Source organism: Aliisedimentitalea scapharcae (genome assembly GCF_045277565.1).
GTDB classification, from domain to species: domain Bacteria; phylum Pseudomonadota; class Alphaproteobacteria; order Rhodobacterales; family Rhodobacteraceae; genus Aliisedimentitalea; species Aliisedimentitalea scapharcae.
Genome location: NZ_CP123584.1, coordinates 568575 through 585000, shown reverse-complemented (window position 1 = coordinate 585000; position 16426 = coordinate 568575). Strand labels below are relative to the sequence as shown.

Genomic DNA, 16426 nt, shown 5'->3' with positions numbered 1-16426 from the left:
GAGGCTGATCCATCGAAATGAACCAAACCGCCCACATATCTCTTCAGATATTAGCAATGTCAAATAACGTTGGACCACCAAGCCTAAACCCGACAACCCGAGAGACAAAATCAACCGACTGCGCTAAACTTCCTAGCGCGGCCCGCTCAACTTATCCCCAATTCTTTCCGCCTCACTTCGCTCAAGTTCCGAACCTTCCGTCCGTCCCCGCCGCTCCGTCTGGCGTCCCGTTGTGCGCCTCAGCGCCGCCGGTGAGGGGGGTTCTACGGTTAACCCACCATACCCGCAACCCCTAATTTACAAAAAATACAACTTTCTCAAAAAATCACAAATATATAAACAATAACAATGTCTTAGAGGGGGTGTATAAATGGAGATGCCATCAATATCGAGGTCCCACAGAGGACTCGGTTCGAAATCAGGAGGAGGCGCAGCGAGTCGTCATTCTGTATTTGGTAGCGCTCAATGAAACCAATACCAAATATAGGTTTTGCGCGACTCGACTCATTCAGTTCGCCATTTGGAAAGTCCGGTTTTGGGAACAAACCCCGAGTCGCCCCACAGCGTCACCCGGGGCCCTCTTCCTCCTGAAGAGCCTGTGAGACCAACCACGTCCGGAACGCTGTCAAAGATTGCTGGCCCGTCTCCGCCCGCGGCCACACCAGAAAGTAGTCTCCCATGGCGACAGCGGCATCCTGTGTTGCATAGCACAAGCGCCCTCGGTCAACTTCCTCCTGCGCCTGGAAAGTGGACAGCAAAGCCACGCCCAATCCATGCACTGCAGCCTGAGTCATGGTCACGCTTTGGTCAAACAACATCCCCTGGAGATCCTTGGCCTGCACCCCTTGGTGGGCAAACCATCGCTCCCAGCGATCCGGATGATCCTGAAGATGCAGCAATGGCATTCCCAGAAGGTCCGCAGATTGCAACACGCCCTCGCCGATCAACGACGGCGCACACACGGGCCGGACCCGTTCGGACATCAACCGAACATACTCCACATCAGGCCAATCCCGTTTGCCATAGTGAATGGCTGCCTGAGCCGCCCGTGTACCGAAATCAAACGGCAGCGTATGAGTCTGCAAATTCACCGTTATATCCGGGTGCAGTCGGGCAAAGTCCCTGAGCCTGGGCGCAAGCCAGCCGAGCCCGAAAGACGGGAGTATCGACAGGTCCAAACTGGTTCCTGCCCGATTGGCGCGCAGCTTGACCGATGCCTGCGCCAGTCGGGACAGAAGAAACCGCGCTTCCCGCGCGAACTCGGACCCTGCAGGCGTCAACCTGAGCCGCATCTGGTCTCGCGAGATCAGTTCGACCTCCATCTGTTCTTCCAGTTGCTTCAGTTGACGGCTGATCGCGCTTTGGGTCAGAGACAGGTCTTCGGCGGCTGCCGAGGCGCTGCCGAGCCGATCCACAGCTTCGAGCGCAAGCAGGGAGGGAACCGAAGGAAGCAATCTACGTGGTGCTATCATATGATGATTACTCATGGCTTTTGGAATTTGTTTCAATAGGAATAGTTGTGGAGATGTGGAAAGCATCTTTTTGCCCCGCTTTTCCGGGCGATCAGAACGCTCAACGAACTGGACCAAGCCATGACTTCGGAACTGTCAGACAGCCTGTGGCACAAATCTTGCCGCGAAACCGCGAACGCCGCTGCGCTGACCCAATCAGCAAAGGCAGATCTGGCGATCATCGGAGGGGGCTATACCGGTTTGTCCGCCGCGCTGCACGCCGGTCAGGACGGGGCCAAAGTCCGGCTCATCGAAGCGCGCGAAATCGGCTGGGGCGGATCAGGGCGCAACGTCGGGCTGGTCAATGCCGGAATGTGGTTGCCGCCCAATGACATCATAGACCGGTTGGGAGAGGACACAGGTTTGCAATTGACCAGACTGCTCGCCGCTGCGCCGGATCTGGTTTATCAATTGATCACAGACCATGACATCCAGTGTGAGCCAGTTCGCAAAGGCACTCTTCATTGCGCCCATGCTCCTGCAGGCATGACGGATCTCACCAATAGATACGACCAGCAGAAAGCGCTGGGAGCCCCGGTACAACTCCTATCAAGGGACGAAACCATCGCGCGTGTCGGATCTGATCGCGTGTATGGTGCGTTGTTTGACCCACGCGCGGGAACCATCCAACCGCTGGCTTATGCCAAAGGGCTGGCCCGGGCCGCCGTCGACGCGGGGGCACATATACATGAGAATTCACCTGCGATCTCTGTCACCAAAACCCCGGATGGCTGGTGCGTTGTCACCCCAAAGGGCAAGATCACGGCCCACAATCTAATTGTGGCAACCAACGCCTATTCCCTGCCAATTGAAGGCATGATCACGCCGCGTGTCATTCCCGTGCATTACTTTCAGGCAGCCACCGAGCCGCTGAGCCATGCCCAACGCCATTCCATCCTGCCCAATCAAGAGGGGTGCTGGGACACAGCGCTGGTCATGTCTTCCTGGCGTCTGGATCAGGCCGGGCGATTGATCATCGGGGCCATGGGCGATCTGGGGCACCCAGCCAGCGGGATCCATCGCAGCTGGTTGCTACGCAAGTTGAAACGGATGTTTCCGCAGCTGTCAGGACTGCAGCTGGGACAGGCGTGGTATGGGCGGATTGCCATGACCGCCGAATATTTGCCCAAGATACAATCGTTGGGTGATACCGCCCTGGTGGCCTTTGGATACTCTGGACGCGGCATTGGGCCTGGAACAGTATTTGGTGAACGCATGGCCCGGTCCCTGCTGTCAGGCAATCCCGACTGTTTGCCGGTACCGCCTGTCATCCATCACCACCTGCCATACGCCGGACTCCGCCAGGCCTATTACGAAACCGGCGCGTCCCTGACACATTTGGTCAAGGATCGCTTCTAAGCGGGCCTTCAGAACAGTTTCACCTGCGTCCCGACCTTGGCCAAGGCAAAGAGTTCCGCGATATGTTCGTTGTAAAGCCCGACGCAGCCATTCGACGATTTGCGACCAATCTTGCGGGTGTCGCCGGTGCCATGGACCCGGTAATACTGCCATGACAGGTAAAGCGCGTGGGTGCCCAGCGGGTTGTCCGGACCCGGAGGCCAATAATCCGGCCATTCCGGGTTACGTTCCTTCATTGACGGGGTGGGCCGCCAGCTGGGGCCTTCGACCTTGCGAATGACGGTTGTGTAGCCGCGTTTTGTCAGGTCCTCGCTCAGCGGAACGCTTGATGGGTACATCTTGTAGACGCTTTGATCTTCTGACCAGAATTGAACCGCGCGCGAGTCGATGTCGCACAGGATCGCACCGTCTTTCAGCGTGTCAAAATGGTCCTGCCAATTGGCCGCCCGAAAGGACGAGATGTTTCGGCGCACCGGTGGAGCAGCCAAGGCCGGTTCAACCGGTTCACCGGCGGCTATTCCAGTTTGCGCCAGCAACGGTGCGGCAGCAGCGCCATACGCTGCGCCAGTTAAAAGCACCGTTCGGCGCGTCAGTCTTTGGGATGTCATGGCCTGCTCGTTATCGTTATTGAATTCGGTAGATCGCCAACCATCATCAGGGCATCGGCCCGATTGTCTTCAACCCAATTCGCTTCACGTTTGGGTGAGCTCCCCCCAAAGACGGCTCATTCACCGATGTTGTCGTGATCCGTCAGACATTCGGAATGATCCCGTAGAACTTCCAGCACCCGGCAATTGCTGACCGTGTGGCCGTCGCAGTCATCAATCATCCGCTTCAATTCCTTTTCGAGCGCCTTTAACCGCAGCAACCGCTGCTGCACCTGAACCAATTGCCGCTGGGCAATCGAATCCGCATTCGAACAGGGCTGATCCGGGTTGTCAGCCAGATCCAGCAATTCCCGAATGGCCACCAGCCCAAATCCCAGTTGGCGTCCATGGCGAATAAACGCCAGACGATCCAAATCCGCAGAATCATAGCGGCGCTGGCCGCCCGCAGTCCGCCCTGGTTCGTGCATCAGGCCAATCTGTTCGTAATAGCGGATGGTTTGCACCTTGGTTCCGGTTTTTCGGGACAAGGTGCCAATCGTGAACACGTCTGGATCTCCAATTTTGAACAGGGGCTGGTGGGGTTCTTGCCCTTTGGGCGGGCCCACAGGGTCGGGGTGGGCAACGCGGAAAGATATCCGACCTGCGCTGTTGACCCCCTTTGTTGCGTCAAACGACTACCCTGGATCGCTCGCCTTTCGGCACGCCGAATGATCTTTGATAAACCGCTCTGCCGAGGCTGGAAACTTGTGCAACAGCGCCGTGGGACGGATCGGGCGGGACACCAGGTTGCCGCCACAATTCGGGCAAACCCCGTCAAAATGTCGATCCGCGCAGTCTTTGCAAAATGTGCATTCAAAGGTGCAGATCCGTGCCTGATCGCTGTTCGGTGCCAGATCGACATCACAACATTCACAGTTCGGCTTGAGCTTGAGCATGGTCAGGGTCCTGAATGCCTTTGATTGGGTGACACAGTAACACCTTCCACCCCCAACACCATCCCGATCACAACAGGCGCACAACAGCGCGCGCGATAACCCGCTCTTCATCTGTTGGAATAACCAATGCATGGGCTTGGCCCGTACTGATCAGCGGGCCACCTGCCCTGTTGGCCGACGCATCCAGATGCAGCCCCAGAAACTCCATCCCGTCCAGCACACGTGCGCGGATTGGAGCCGCGTTTTCTCCAATGCCTCCACAGAACACCAGCCCGTCAATGCCGCCCAGAATAGCCGCCATAGCCCCCAATTCACGCCTGATGCGGAAAACATAATAGTCGATTGCCTCTGCCGCGTGCGGATCATCGCTGGCCAATAGCGCGCGCATGTCGTGGCTCAGCCCCGACAACCCCTTCAGCCCGCTTTCCTTGTACAGAATATGAGTAATCGCCTCGCGGCTCAGCCCTTGATCCATCAGATACAGCAACACACCTGGATCCAGCTGACCGCATCGCGTGCCCATCGGCAGGCCATCCAACGCCGAAAACCCCATTGTCGATCCGATGCTTTGGCCATCGCGAATTGCGCACATCGACGCGCCATTCCCCAGATGTGCCACGACCACCCGCCCTGCGGCGAGTTCCGGATAATCCCGGCGCAGCGTCTGGGTAATGTAATCATAGCTCAACCCGTGGAACCCATAGCGGCGCACACCCTTTTCGTAAAACCGGCGCGGCAGGGCAAACACATCATTCACCATCGGATGCCCGACGTGAAATGCCGTATCAAAACACCCCACCTGTGGAACATCGGGAAATGCCCGTTGCGCCGCCCGAACCGTGGCCAGATTGTGGGGCTGATGCAATGGGGCCAGCGGTTCCAGCGCCTCCAATTGGGTCAGCTGTTCCGCCTCCAACACAACAGGGGCAACAAAGCTTTTTCCACCATGCACGATCCTGTGGCCGACACCGACCAGTTCGCGCCCCGCCAACACCGGTGACACAGCCTCAAGGATCGCAGGCAGGGCGCTGGCGTGATCGGCTGGGCCGATGGGGCGCGCTGCCGAGCGGTTCAGCGTCAATTGCGCGATGGGCCCCAGGTTCTCCACCTGCCCGACTTGCAACAACTCGGGTTCGGGCGCATCACTGTAGACCGCGAATTTGATCGACGAACTACCAGCGTTCAGGGTCAGGATTGCGTTCATGGTGTCACCTTGGTCCGTTGCGAGAGCCGCGTTGATCCAGAATTGACGCCAGCCCCCGATTGGGAGGCCGACATAGTTCACGCCCCCCAGAGATCATCACTTCTTGTAAATAAAGCATCGACCTTCGACCGCGCCCTCGGGCAACGGCAGTTCAATCATGTTGTCGAAATACATCCGGTCCGAAGACACCATCAACCCACCCGGTACCAAAAGCGGCTCGATCAACGGAGACACCGCGCGGGCAAAGACGTCATTCTTGGCACGATTGTGCCCCCCCAGATCCGCGTGAATCAGGCTGGCCGTTGCACCAAACCGCTCCAGCGATTGCGGCAGGGTTTCCATCACATCCCCCAGAATGGTCAATTCTTCGGCTGGCGTGCTGTCCGGATGTGATGCAACCGCGCGCTCGAACACGTAGACATCGCGCCCATGAATGTTCTCGCGCATGTGATGAAAGGTGCGTCCGTTCCCCAGACCCAGCTCGAACACGGGTCCGGTCAGATCATCGGTTTCAGCAATGGCGAAATCCAGACAGGCGCGCTGGGACACCATCCGGTCAATGAACAGATCAAGGCGGGTGATCACGGGTCATGCTCCTTGGCAATGGGAATGGCAGTGGTGATGTCAGAGAATAACAAAAATGTGTAGGCCAAAAGATGTATGACCTTCATTCCACACTTCAATGATACAAAGCGGCACTAATAGGCAGCGCAAACGGGCTTTCCATACGTAAGTCCCGAAAAACACGGGAATTGGGGTTTGACTAACATGGGCGCGGCTTGCCAAGGTAAGAAAAAAACTGGGGGATGAAGACGTGATGCATTTGGATCGGCTGAAAGGTGGGCGTGCCTGAATGCAGCCCCTTTTATCAGTCGAAGATCTGAGCATAGGTTTTGGCGATGGCGCGCCTGTGGTTCGCGACGTCAGCTTTGAAGTGCAACCGGGTGAAACTCTGGCCCTGGTCGGCGAAAGCGGATCGGGCAAGACAGTCACCTGCCGGGCTGTGCTGCGCATCCTGCCCCGGATTGCGCGAATCCATTCCGGGCGCATAATCCTGCGCGGTTCAAAGGGGGAACAGGATCTAACCGCCATGACCGAACGGCGCATGCGTGCGGTGCGTGGTGACACGGTTTCCATGATTTTCCAGGAACCCATGCGGTCCCTGTCGCCGCTGCACCGGATCGGCAATCAGGTTTCCGAAGTTCTGTGGCTGCATCGCGGCCAGAACGAAAGCCAAGCCAAGAAAACCGTTCTGGAAACTTTTGAGCGCGTCGGCTTTCCTAATCCGGAACGGGCGTATCGTTCCTATCCCTTTGAATTGTCAGGGGGGATGCGCCAGCGGGCGATGATCGCCATGGCCATGGTGGCCAAGCCCGATTTACTGATTGCAGATGAACCCACCACGGCACTTGATGTAACGACACAGGCCCAAGTGCTCGGACTGATGAAAGAGCTTCAGCGCGATACCGGGATGGCGATGATCTTGGTAACCCACGATCTGGGTGTGGTCGCCAATATGGCCGAACAGGTGGTGGTGATGCACAAGGGCCGGATCATGGAGTCCGGGTCTGCCGAAGCGATTCTGCGCGCTCCTGCCCATGCCTATACCCAGCAACTGTTCAACGCGGCTCCATCCATCCCCGATGCCGCAGCCGCAGTCGTGGATTCCTCGACCACAGATCTGATCCTGCAACTCAAGGCCGTCAACAAGACGTACAAACTGCGCAGCGCATCACCTTGGAAACCCGAAACGCAGGTTCATGCATGCCGTGGTGTGGACCTGTCGTTGCCGCGGGGCAAAACTCTGGCCATTGTCGGCGAAAGCGGGTCGGGCAAAACCACTGCCGCACGGATTGCACTGGGAGCCGAGCCTCCGGACCCCGGCGGCGAAGTCTGGTTTCGACCTCATCCCGATTCTCCGGCCACTGCCGTTCACCAGATGGATCGCGCCGCACGAACCGCGTTTCAGCGCGAAGCCCAAATGGTGTTTCAGGACCCCTATTCGTCGCTTAGCCCCCGAATGCGGGTTCTTGGCGCAATGACCGAGCCATTGGAAATTCACCAGATCGGCAACCGCTCAGAACAAAAGGACAAGGCCGCCGAGATGCTGCAACAGGTCGGGTTGAACCCGGACATGTTGATGCGTTTCCCGCACGCATTCTCAGGCGGTCAGCGGCAGCGTTTGTCGATTGCCCGTGCTCTTATGTTGGACCCCACGCTGATTGTGTGCGACGAACCCACTTCGGCGCTGGATGTTTCGGTACAGGAACAGATCCTGTCTCTGCTCGAAGAGATTCAGGACCGCAAGGGATTGAGTTATCTGTTCATCAGCCACGATCTGGCTGTGGTTGCCCGCATTGCTGACGAAGTCGCGGTGATGCGACAGGGGCTGATAATTGAACAAGGCAGCCCCGAGACGCTGTTCCACGACCCCAAACACCCCTACACCAAGGCGCTGATCGCGGCGCAGCCAACCCCGGATATTGACCGCCCCATCAACTTGAAACTGGTCGCTTTGGGTGCCGGAAATCCGGACAGCTGGTCCGAGCAGTTCCGCTTTACCCCCTCTGCCGTCCCGTCGTTGATCGAGCTGGAACCCGGCCACAAGGTACGTTGTCATGTTTAATCTTCCCAAATCCATCACCTCGCTCGTGCTGGCAGCCGCTCTGGCTCCGATGTCAGTGTTTGCCGCACCCCACATGCAGGAAAGTGAGTTTTTTCTGGAAGAAGTGGACAGCGGTGATCTGCCTCCGGTTCAGGAACGCATTCCAGAAGATCCCCTGGTCGTGAATCTCGAGGACAAAGGTCGGGTGTTCGGAATCCAGGGCGGCACGCTCAACACCATGGTGACCCGGTCCAAGGACATCCGCCAAATGGTCGTCTATGGGTATGCCCGCCTGATTGGATACGATGAAAACTATATCTTGCGTCCGGATCTGCTGGCCTCTTACGAAAACGAAGACAACCGCAAATTTACTTTGAAGCTGCGCACAGGCCATCGCTGGTCAGATGGCGCACCCTTTACGTCTGAAGATTTCAGGTACTGGTGGGAAGACGTCGCCAATAGCCCATTGCTGAGCCCCGCCGGTCCGCCGGATTTCCTGCGCATCGAAGGCGAACTGCCCCAGGTCTCTTTTCCTGATGCACAGACGGTGGTCTATGAATGGGCCAATCCCAACCCAAATTTCCTGCAATCCCTGGCACAGGCGCGTCCACCCTTTATCTATCGGCCAGCGCATTTCCTGAAAACCTTTCATGCAAAATACGCCGACGAAACCGTTCTGGCCGAAGAGGTGGATTATTATCGGGTCAAAAGCTGGCCCGCCCTGCACAACAAACTCGACAATATGTACAAGTTCGACAACCACGAACTGCCGACCTTGCAGCCATGGGTGAACGCGACCTCGGGCAAAAAGATACGCCATCTGTTCGTGCGCAATCCCTACTACCATCGCGTCGATTCCAAGGGGCTGCAGCTGCCCTATATCGACGTGGTCGAAATGGAGATTGTCTCGCCCGGTTTGGTGGCCGCGAAATCCAACGCTGGAGAGGCTGAAATCCAGGCCCGCGGACTGGGCTTTCGTGATATCCCAATCCTGAGAAAAGGCGAAAAGGACGGCGGCAACTATCGGACCTATCTGTGGAAAACCGGGGTTGCCTCGCAAATCGCCATCTATCCCAACCTGAACTTTGCGGGCGATGTCTGGCGCAATGTGTTGCGCGATGTCCGTGTTCGGCGGGCGCTCAGCCTGGCCATCAACCGCGATTCCATCAACAAGGCTTTGTACTTCAAGCTGGCCAAACCCGGTGCCATGACGGTCTTGCCCGCCAGCCCGTTCTTTGAACAGGCCAATCGTGACGCCTGGGCCGCCTATGATCCCGACATGGCCAACAAACTGTTGGACGAAGCGGGATTGGGGGACCGGGATGGGGCCGGCATTCGCAAATTGCCCGACGGACGCCCGATGGAGTTCGTGATCGAAACTGCCGGTGAACGCCAGGAGGTCGAAAACGCCCTTCAAATCATCACTGATGACTGGCGCGACGTTGGCGTAAAGCTGGTTCAACGGCCACTGGATCGCGACATCCTTCGCAACCGGGTGTTTTCCGGTTCAGCCATGGCGTCAGTCTGGTTCGGTTGGGACAATGGTCTCCCCCAAACATATACGTCACCCAGTTATCTCGCTCCGCGCCATCAGGAATTCCTGGCCTGGCCCAAGTGGGGCCAATACTATCAGACTGATGGCGAAGTCGGCGAAGCACCCGACATGCCCGAAGCCCAGCGCCTGATGGAGCTGGCGCTGCAATGGGATCGCGCCTCGACCGATGCAGAGCGTGAAAGTGCGTGGACCGAAATGCTGAAGATTCACGCAGATCAGATCTATGGCATTGGCATCCTGGCCGAAGCGCCACAGCCCGTCGTGGTGTCCAACACTTTGCGCAACATTCCGGAAACAGGCATGTGGGCCTGGGATCCCGGCGCTCACTTTGGTGTACATCGGATGGACGAGTTTTTCTTTGAGGGCGGTGACGGCTGATGGACATTCTGCGTTATGCCATCTACCGATTTGGAACCATGCTGCTGACGCTGCTGGTGGTGTCGGTGATGGTATTTGTCATTATCAACCTGCCGCCAGGCGATTATCTGTCCAACCAGATCGCGGAACTGAGGGCCTCGGGGCAATCTGCCGGTGTTGCCAAGGCCGAATTCCTTCGAACCGAATATGCGCTCGACCGCCCCCTGTGGCAGCAATATATGATCTGGATGGGTTTCATGCCCGGCCCCCACGGGTTCTCGGGCATGATCCAAGGCAATTTCGGCTGGTCCTTTGAATTCGACCGGCCGGTATCCGAAATTGTCGGAGACAGCCTGTGGTTGACAGTTCTGGTCAATCTCGCTGCGGTCCTGTTCGTGTATCTGGTCGCTCTTCCATTGGGCGTACTCGCCGCGGCCCGGTCGCGCAGCTGGGTCGATTATACATCTGCCTTTGTCGGTTATCTGGGGCTTGCGACGCCCAATTTTCTATTGGCGTTGATCCTGTTCTACTATGGTCACAAGCTCTTTGACCTGCCGATCGGCGGGCTGATGGATCCCCAATTTGAAGGCGAACCGATGAGCTGGGACAAGGTGAAATCCATTCTCGTTCACCTGATTGTTCCAACCTTTGTGATCGGCACATCCGGTGCATCGGCCATGATGCAGCGCCTGCGCGCCAATATGTTGGACGAGCTGGGCAAACCCTATGTGGAAACCGCCATCGCCAAAGGTCTGTCGCCATCCCGCATGTTGACCAAATACCCGTTACGTGTCGCCTTTAATCCCTTTGTCGCGGATATCGGCAACCTGTTGCCGTCAATGGTGTCCGGCTCTGTTCTGGTGTCTGTGGTGCTGGGTCTGCAAACCATCGGGCCCGCGTTGCTACAGGCGCTGAAATCTCAGGACATGTTCCTGTCCGGGTTCGTTCTGATGTTCGTGGCCCTTCTAACGCTGATCGGAACAATGATCTCAGATGTTCTGCTGGTGATCCTTGACCCGCGCATCCGATATGAGGGACGTGACGCATGAGCAAACTCCCCGATGGCCGCTATGTCGATGACGCCCCATATGATCCGCAGGTGTCCCTTCAGCAACTGGAGCGGGCAGATCTGGATGCGCCGAATTGGCTGCTGATCTGGCGCAAGTTCAAATCCCACAAGTTGGGATTGATTTCCGGGTTGTTCCTGTTGATCTGCTACCTGTTGCTGCCGGTGGCTGGGTTCATTGCCCCTTATGGGCCGAACGAACGCCACCCGGATCATTTGTTCTCACCCCCTCAATCGGTGCATTTGTTCCACGATGGTGAATTTCTGGGCCCCTTTATCTATCCAGTGGAGAGTGAAGCCAATCTGGAAACATTCCAGTGGGAATTCGTGCCAGACCTGGACCGTCCGCTCCAGCTCGACTTCTTCTGCGAAGGCCAGGAATACAAGCTGGCTGGGTTGATCCCATCAGATACCCACCTGTTTTGCGCGTCCGATGATTCAACGGTATTCCTTTGGGGCTCGGACAGATTGGGGCGCGATGTTTTCAGCCGCATCCTGTATGGGGCTCAACTCTCTTTGACCGTGGGGCTGATTGGAATCACGGTGTCTTTTGTGCTTGGGATCTTCTTTGGATCCGTTGCCGGGTATTTCGGAGGCAAGATTGATTGGGTGATCAACCGGGTGATCGAAATCCTGAGATCCCTTCCAGAACTGCCGTTGTGGTTGGCCCTGTCCGCAGCGGTGCCGTCCAATTGGTCACCTGTCGCAGTATTTTTCATCATTTCGGTCATTCTGGGAATCCTCGACTGGCCGGGGTTGGCCCGTTCGGTACGCGCGAAATTCCTGTCACTTCGTGAGGAAGAATACGTACGAGCCGCCGAAATGATGGGGGCCAGTTCAGGCAGGGTTATTCGTAAACATCTGTTGCCCAACTTCATGTCGCACCTGATTGCATCTGCAACTCTATCCATTCCGGCGATGATACTGGGTGAAACAGCGCTGTCCTTCCTGGGGCTCGGTTTACGAGCACCAGCAGTCAGCTGGGGGGTGATGTTGAACGATGCCCAGAATCTGGCATCGATCGAAATCTACCCCTGGACGGCTATTCCAATGTTGCCGATTGTCGTGATCGTCCTGGCTTTCAATTTCCTCGGAGACGGGTTGCGCGACAGCTTGGATCCTTATCAACAATAAATGGCGTGGTGATTGCCTTCTCTACGGCATTCTCCATTCCAGACGAGTTGATATGACCCAGGACACAGCGTCAAAATGTAATGACCCGCACACCTGCCTTGGCGGATGTGCGGGTCATTACAGGTCTTCGGCGGGGCCAAGACTTTTAAAAAGTCTTGGGAAGAATTTTAGAAAATTTTTCGCCGCTTTGGCCACGGGTCAGCGATCATCCCCACCCTCATTCAAATCCGCCATCATATCTTCATCAATGGCGGCCTGGACTGCCCCTACAGCGGCTTCTTTCTGCTTGGGCGTCATCTTCTCGGCTTGTTCATCAGCCAGACGTACCGTGACTTCACGATGAGCAAACTTGATCCCCTCCCGTTCAAACATCTCACGAATGTCCTGGAAAACCTTTTTGCGGACCAACCATTGATCGCCCGGTTTGGTCATGAATTTGACCCGGATGATCATGGCCGAATCCTGCATCTCAATCACACCCTGGGATTTCAACGGCTGAATAAAGTTATCCCCAATCACCGGATCAGTCAGCAACTCCTGCCCCAGCTTCTTGACCAGCTTTCGCACTTTTTCCACATCCGTGTCATAGGTGACGCGCAGCGGTAATTTCATGATCACCCAGTCACGAGAATAGTTGGTCAGGACTTTGATCTCTCCAAAAGGAATTGTATGCAGGGCGCCCAGATGGTGGCGCAACTGAAACGAACGAACCGAAATTTTTTCGACAGTTCCTTTGACATCTCCGATGTCGATATACTCTCCCTTGCGGAACGCATCATCCACCAAAAAGAAGGCTCCGGAAAAGATGTCTCGCACCAATGTTTGCGATCCGAACCCGACTGCCAGACCGACAACACCGGCACCGGCAAACAGCGGACTGACATTCACCCCGAGCTCCATTAGAGCGATCAAGCCGATCGACACGACGACGATTGCCAGAATTGCACCGCGAAACAAGGGCAACAAAGTGGCCAGGCGGCTCGCGCCTGCTGCGCCACCTTCGTCCCCCAATTCTGCTTCGCTCACATCCGATGTTTCTTCGGCGATTTTTCCGTCAATCCAAATTCGGAAAAAATGATAGACGAGATAGCCGATGAAGATGATGACGATCACGTCCACCAGCCTCTCGGTGTACGTTCCTTTCAACCATGCAAGATCCGGGTCCCATATGCTGAGCAACGCCAAAAGACCGATGGCAAAGGCCAGGATCCCGGCCGCACGACGGGCGAGTTCTTCGAACGATGAAATCGGGTGACGATAAACGGTGGGTGTATCCAGCGCGTCCAGATCGTCCACGTCCCCCGACGCTATCGCGTCCCGAACGGCCTCGGCCTCTTCGTTCATTTGCCGAATTTCACGTGACCGGCTGAAATAGCGTTCGATTACAAAATTAACGATCCCGTAGACCGTGATGATTGTCATCAAAACGATATAGGTACCCGCAATCAACGGCACCGAAACCGGGCGTTCCAGAACCAGATCAAAGGCCAGTTCGAGCCAGCCGAAGATGGCATAAAACATGCAGAAAGGTGCCCATGCCACAGTCAGAACCCGCACCACCCAGGAGACGTCTTCGCGCCGACGCCCTGCCAGCATGGCACCGGTGATTGCACGGGCGTTGAACAGAATCATCGCAATATTAAGCAACGATCCAACCAGCGTCGTCGCCCCATAGACCATCGCATACACGTTGTAGTTCAGCCCAAAGTCGGCAACCCACGTCGAAAACACCACGGTAACGATGTCATACGTCGCCAATGCCGAAGCCCAAATATACAGGCGTTTAGCGTCCCGATCCGAGAAAAACGGAATCCGGTACTGGCTGAGGAATGGCGACAGAACCATGCGCCACATGTCCGAAACAGTCCTGGCGAGAAAAAATGCAGTAAAGACTGCCGTGACCGTGAACTCGATTGACAGTTCATCAGCCGCGCCAAAAATGAGGTACCCGGCGACATAGGCAAATACCATCGCCACGATTGTTCCAACCAGCCCCATGAAAAAGCGGAACACCAGGAACGGCATCTTGTCGGAATAGCCCTGTGGGTTCTCCATGATCCTCGACACGACATACCGCCGTGCGATCCGCTTGCCATACAATTCGACCGACACCCACCGGCCGAACAACAGCAACAGCACACACCATCCGACCACCTCGACAAACGTCATCAATCGCCCGTCAGGGCTGGTCTCGCGCAAGACATACTGGACTTCGAATATCGAATACGGCAAAGCCGCCAGCCTGGATTTGAGCTCGTGACGGAATTCATCAATTTCAGACTGAGCCTGCATCAAAGGAGACGCCGTAGCCATGGGATCGTGCGTTTCGTCCTCGCCATCCTCGGACGTCGGCGGACCCGACAGCAACTGCCCCTGCCCGTCTATGACAATCACGCTCACTCCGGCGTCTGCCGCCTCGCGTACAGCGGCAGTAAGGTCCGAAGTGCTTTCACCGGTCGGTATCGACTGGGCCGTAACAGCGACGGGAATGGCCCAAAGGCACACCAACAGAGACAGCAGGCGGAAAAGGGAGTGCAGCATAAGTGTTTCACATCCGTGATAAAGTTACACAGCAAGCTACTCGACCTGCCACACATGCGCAATTCACGCGCTAAAAAATGACCGTGTCCCGGCAAATCAACCTGATGGCGTGGGGTTATGATCCTCATCGCGTTGCAAGTTTCAGGCACACAGGATAAGGCAGGAAACAACATTGATACAGGCGGATCCAGCAGGCCGGATCCTTTGGAAGCAAGCGCCGAATTTCTCGAGAACGCAGCTTGTGAGAGAGACGTACAAGGGCAAACTATGGCACTTCCAACTCCAGCGGAAAAAATCGCAGTTCTGGGTCTGGGATATGTAGGCCTACCCTTGGCCCTGGCTTTGGCTCGGGCTGGCTTTGACACCCTGGGGTTTGACACCGACGCGGCCCATGTTGCGCTTTTGCAGCAGGGACAGGATCGCAATGGCGAAGTATCCGATACCTCGTTGCAGAGCTCTACGGCCCGGTTTTCGTCAGCCCCTGATGCGCTGCAAGGGTGCAGTTGCTTCATTCTTGCGGTCCCCACCCCGATTACGGATGCCAAGGCCCCCGACCTGGCCCCGGTGCGCGGAGCCTGCGCCACCATTGCACCCTATTTGGCCGAAGGTGCATTGGTCATATTGGAATCGACCGTCTACCCTGGTGTGACCGAAGAGGTCTGCGGACCAGAACTGTCGCGGCTCAGCGGGTTGCAAGCAGGCGCACAATTCAAGCTGGCTTATTCCCCCGAGCGCGTGAACCCGGGCGACGCCGAACATTCGATGGAAAACGTGGTCAAGGTCATTTCGGCCCAGGACGAGGAAACCCTGGACCGGGTCGAAGCGGTTTATGCGCCGGTGATCAAAGCCGGCTTGCACCGGGCCTCGTCGATCATGACCGCCGAGGCTGCAAAGGTCATTGAAAACACCCAACGGGATCTGAACATCGCGCTGGTCAATGAATTCTCCCTGATCTTTTCACGGATGGGGCTTGATACGCTCGAAGTGTTGGAGGCCGCTGGAACCAAGTGGAACTTTCTGCCGTTCCGTCCCGGCCTGGTCGGTGGGCATTGCATCGGGGTTGATCCCTATTACCTGACCTATCGCGCCGAACAATTGGGGTACCATCCAGAAGTGATTCTGGCCGGGCGCAGGATCAACGACAATATGGGTGTGCATGTCACTCAGGAGTTGATCAAGACGCTGCTGGCACGGGGGATAAATCCGTCGGGGGCACGGGTGTTGGTGATGGGATTCACCTTCAAGGAAAACTGCGCTGACACGCGAAATACCCGCGTCGCTGACATCATGCGGGAACTGACAGCATATTCTGTCAGCCCGGATCTCTATGATCCCTGGGTCGACCCGCACACCGCTTTGGCAGACTATGGGCTCACCCCGATCACCGCCCCCGAGAGCGGTGCCTATGACGCCATGATTGTTGCTGTCGCGCATGACCAGTTCAAGGAAATGGGCAGCGATGCCATTCGGGCCTTGGGCAAACCCGGTGCCGTTCTTTACGATCTCAAGGGTGTTTTCGGGAAATCCGGGTCGGATCTGAGGCTATAGGCA

The 16426-nt window shown here is 56.6% G+C and carries 13 protein-coding genes; 6 read left to right on the top strand and 7 right to left on the bottom strand.

Annotated elements, in window-relative coordinates; all coding sequences use genetic code 11:
* Positions 1 to 566: 566 nt before the first annotated feature.
* Complete coding sequence (locus QEZ52_RS02710; RefSeq protein ID WP_406647800.1) at positions 567 to 1472, bottom strand: LysR substrate-binding domain-containing protein; 906 nt, start codon at positions 1470 to 1472, stop codon at positions 567 to 569.
* 120 nt (positions 1473 to 1592) lie between these two features.
* Between QEZ52_RS02710 and QEZ52_RS02705 the strand changes: the two genes are divergently transcribed.
* A complete protein-coding gene (locus QEZ52_RS02705) occupies positions 1593 to 2870 on the top strand; it encodes an NAD(P)/FAD-dependent oxidoreductase (protein WP_406647799.1) in 1278 nt (425 codons plus the stop codon).
* Positions 2871 to 2878: 8 nt separating this feature from the next.
* Here the strand turns inward: QEZ52_RS02705 and QEZ52_RS02700 are convergent, their stop codons facing one another.
* The 5 genes from QEZ52_RS02700 to QEZ52_RS02680 form a co-directional block, all read right to left on the bottom strand.
* A complete protein-coding gene (locus QEZ52_RS02700; RefSeq protein WP_406647798.1) occupies positions 2879 to 3478 on the bottom strand; it encodes a L,D-transpeptidase in 600 nt (199 codons plus the stop codon).
* 116 nt (positions 3479 to 3594) lie between these two features.
* A complete protein-coding gene (locus QEZ52_RS02695) occupies positions 3595 to 4023 on the bottom strand; it encodes a helix-turn-helix domain-containing protein (RefSeq protein ID WP_406647797.1) in 429 nt (142 codons plus the stop codon).
* Positions 4024 to 4152: 129 nt separating this feature from the next.
* Complete coding sequence (locus QEZ52_RS02690; RefSeq protein WP_406647796.1) at positions 4153 to 4413, bottom strand: DUF1272 domain-containing protein; 261 nt, start codon at positions 4411 to 4413, stop codon at positions 4153 to 4155.
* A gap of 67 nt (positions 4414 to 4480) precedes the next feature.
* Positions 4481 to 5617, bottom strand: a complete 1137-nt coding sequence (locus QEZ52_RS02685; RefSeq protein WP_406647795.1) for an acetate/propionate family kinase — start codon at positions 5615 to 5617, stop codon at positions 4481 to 4483.
* Between the two features lie 96 nt (positions 5618 to 5713).
* Positions 5714 to 6199 carry a class I SAM-dependent methyltransferase gene (locus tag QEZ52_RS02680; protein WP_406650278.1) on the bottom strand — a complete coding sequence of 162 codons (486 nt, stop codon included), beginning with the start codon at positions 6197 to 6199 and terminating at the stop codon, positions 5714 to 5716.
* 271 nt (positions 6200 to 6470) lie between these two features.
* Here QEZ52_RS02680 and QEZ52_RS02675 point away from each other — a divergent pair, with 271 nt between their 5' ends.
* From QEZ52_RS02675 to QEZ52_RS02660, 4 genes are read left to right on the top strand one after another with little or no spacing between them, the layout of a single operon-like run.
* A complete protein-coding gene (locus tag QEZ52_RS02675; RefSeq protein ID WP_406647794.1) occupies positions 6471 to 8243 on the top strand; it encodes a dipeptide ABC transporter ATP-binding protein in 1773 nt (590 codons plus the stop codon).
* Entirely contained in the window at positions 8236 to 10155 is a 1920-nt protein-coding gene (locus QEZ52_RS02670; protein ID WP_406647793.1) for an ABC transporter substrate-binding protein, read from the top strand. The genes QEZ52_RS02675 and QEZ52_RS02670 overlap by 8 nt, the downstream gene beginning before the upstream one ends.
* Positions 10155 to 11183 carry an ABC transporter permease gene (locus QEZ52_RS02665; RefSeq protein ID WP_406647792.1) on the top strand — a complete coding sequence of 343 codons (1029 nt, stop codon included), beginning with the start codon at positions 10155 to 10157 and terminating at the stop codon, positions 11181 to 11183. The genes QEZ52_RS02670 and QEZ52_RS02665 overlap by 1 nt, the downstream gene beginning before the upstream one ends.
* Positions 11180 to 12334 carry an ABC transporter permease gene (locus QEZ52_RS02660; RefSeq protein ID WP_406647791.1) on the top strand — a complete coding sequence of 385 codons (1155 nt, stop codon included), beginning with the start codon at positions 11180 to 11182 and terminating at the stop codon, positions 12332 to 12334. The genes QEZ52_RS02665 and QEZ52_RS02660 overlap by 4 nt, the downstream gene beginning before the upstream one ends.
* Before the next feature lie 198 nt (positions 12335 to 12532).
* Here the strand turns inward: QEZ52_RS02660 and QEZ52_RS02655 are convergent, their stop codons facing one another.
* Positions 12533 to 14875, bottom strand: coding sequence for a mechanosensitive ion channel family protein (locus tag QEZ52_RS02655; RefSeq protein ID WP_406647790.1), 2343 nt, complete (start codon positions 14873 to 14875; stop codon positions 12533 to 12535).
* 267 nt (positions 14876 to 15142) lie between these two features.
* Here QEZ52_RS02655 and QEZ52_RS02650 point away from each other — a divergent pair, with 267 nt between their 5' ends.
* Positions 15143 to 16423, top strand: coding sequence for a nucleotide sugar dehydrogenase (locus tag QEZ52_RS02650; protein WP_406647789.1), 1281 nt, complete (start codon positions 15143 to 15145; stop codon positions 16421 to 16423).
* Positions 16424 to 16426: the final 3 nt, after the last annotated feature.

Excerpts from the sequence above, each read along its gene's own strand:
- QEZ52_RS02710 (WP_406647800.1), bottom strand. The coding sequence starts at position 1,472 with ATGATAGCACCACGTAGATTGCTTCCTTCGGTTCCCTCCCTGCTTGCG.
- QEZ52_RS02705 (WP_406647799.1), top strand. The coding sequence starts at position 1,593 with ATGACTTCGGAACTGTCAGACAGCCTGTGGCACAAATCTTGCCGCGAA.
- QEZ52_RS02700 (WP_406647798.1), bottom strand. The coding sequence starts at position 3,478 with ATGACATCCCAAAGACTGACGCGCCGAACGGTGCTTTTAACTGGCGCA.
- QEZ52_RS02690 (WP_406647796.1), bottom strand. The coding sequence starts at position 4,413 with ATGCTCAAGCTCAAGCCGAACTGTGAATGTTGTGATGTCGATCTGGCA.
- QEZ52_RS02685 (WP_406647795.1), bottom strand. The coding sequence starts at position 5,617 with ATGAACGCAATCCTGACCCTGAACGCTGGTAGTTCGTCGATCAAATTC.
- QEZ52_RS02675 (WP_406647794.1), top strand. The coding sequence starts at position 6,471 with ATGCAGCCCCTTTTATCAGTCGAAGATCTGAGCATAGGTTTTGGCGAT.
- QEZ52_RS02670 (WP_406647793.1), top strand. The coding sequence starts at position 8,236 with ATGTTTAATCTTCCCAAATCCATCACCTCGCTCGTGCTGGCAGCCGCT.
- QEZ52_RS02665 (WP_406647792.1), top strand. The coding sequence starts at position 10,155 with ATGGACATTCTGCGTTATGCCATCTACCGATTTGGAACCATGCTGCTG.
- QEZ52_RS02660 (WP_406647791.1), top strand. The coding sequence starts at position 11,180 with ATGAGCAAACTCCCCGATGGCCGCTATGTCGATGACGCCCCATATGAT.
- QEZ52_RS02655 (WP_406647790.1), bottom strand. The coding sequence starts at position 14,875 with ATGCTGCACTCCCTTTTCCGCCTGCTGTCTCTGTTGGTGTGCCTTTGG.
- QEZ52_RS02650 (WP_406647789.1), top strand. The coding sequence starts at position 15,143 with ATGGCACTTCCAACTCCAGCGGAAAAAATCGCAGTTCTGGGTCTGGGA.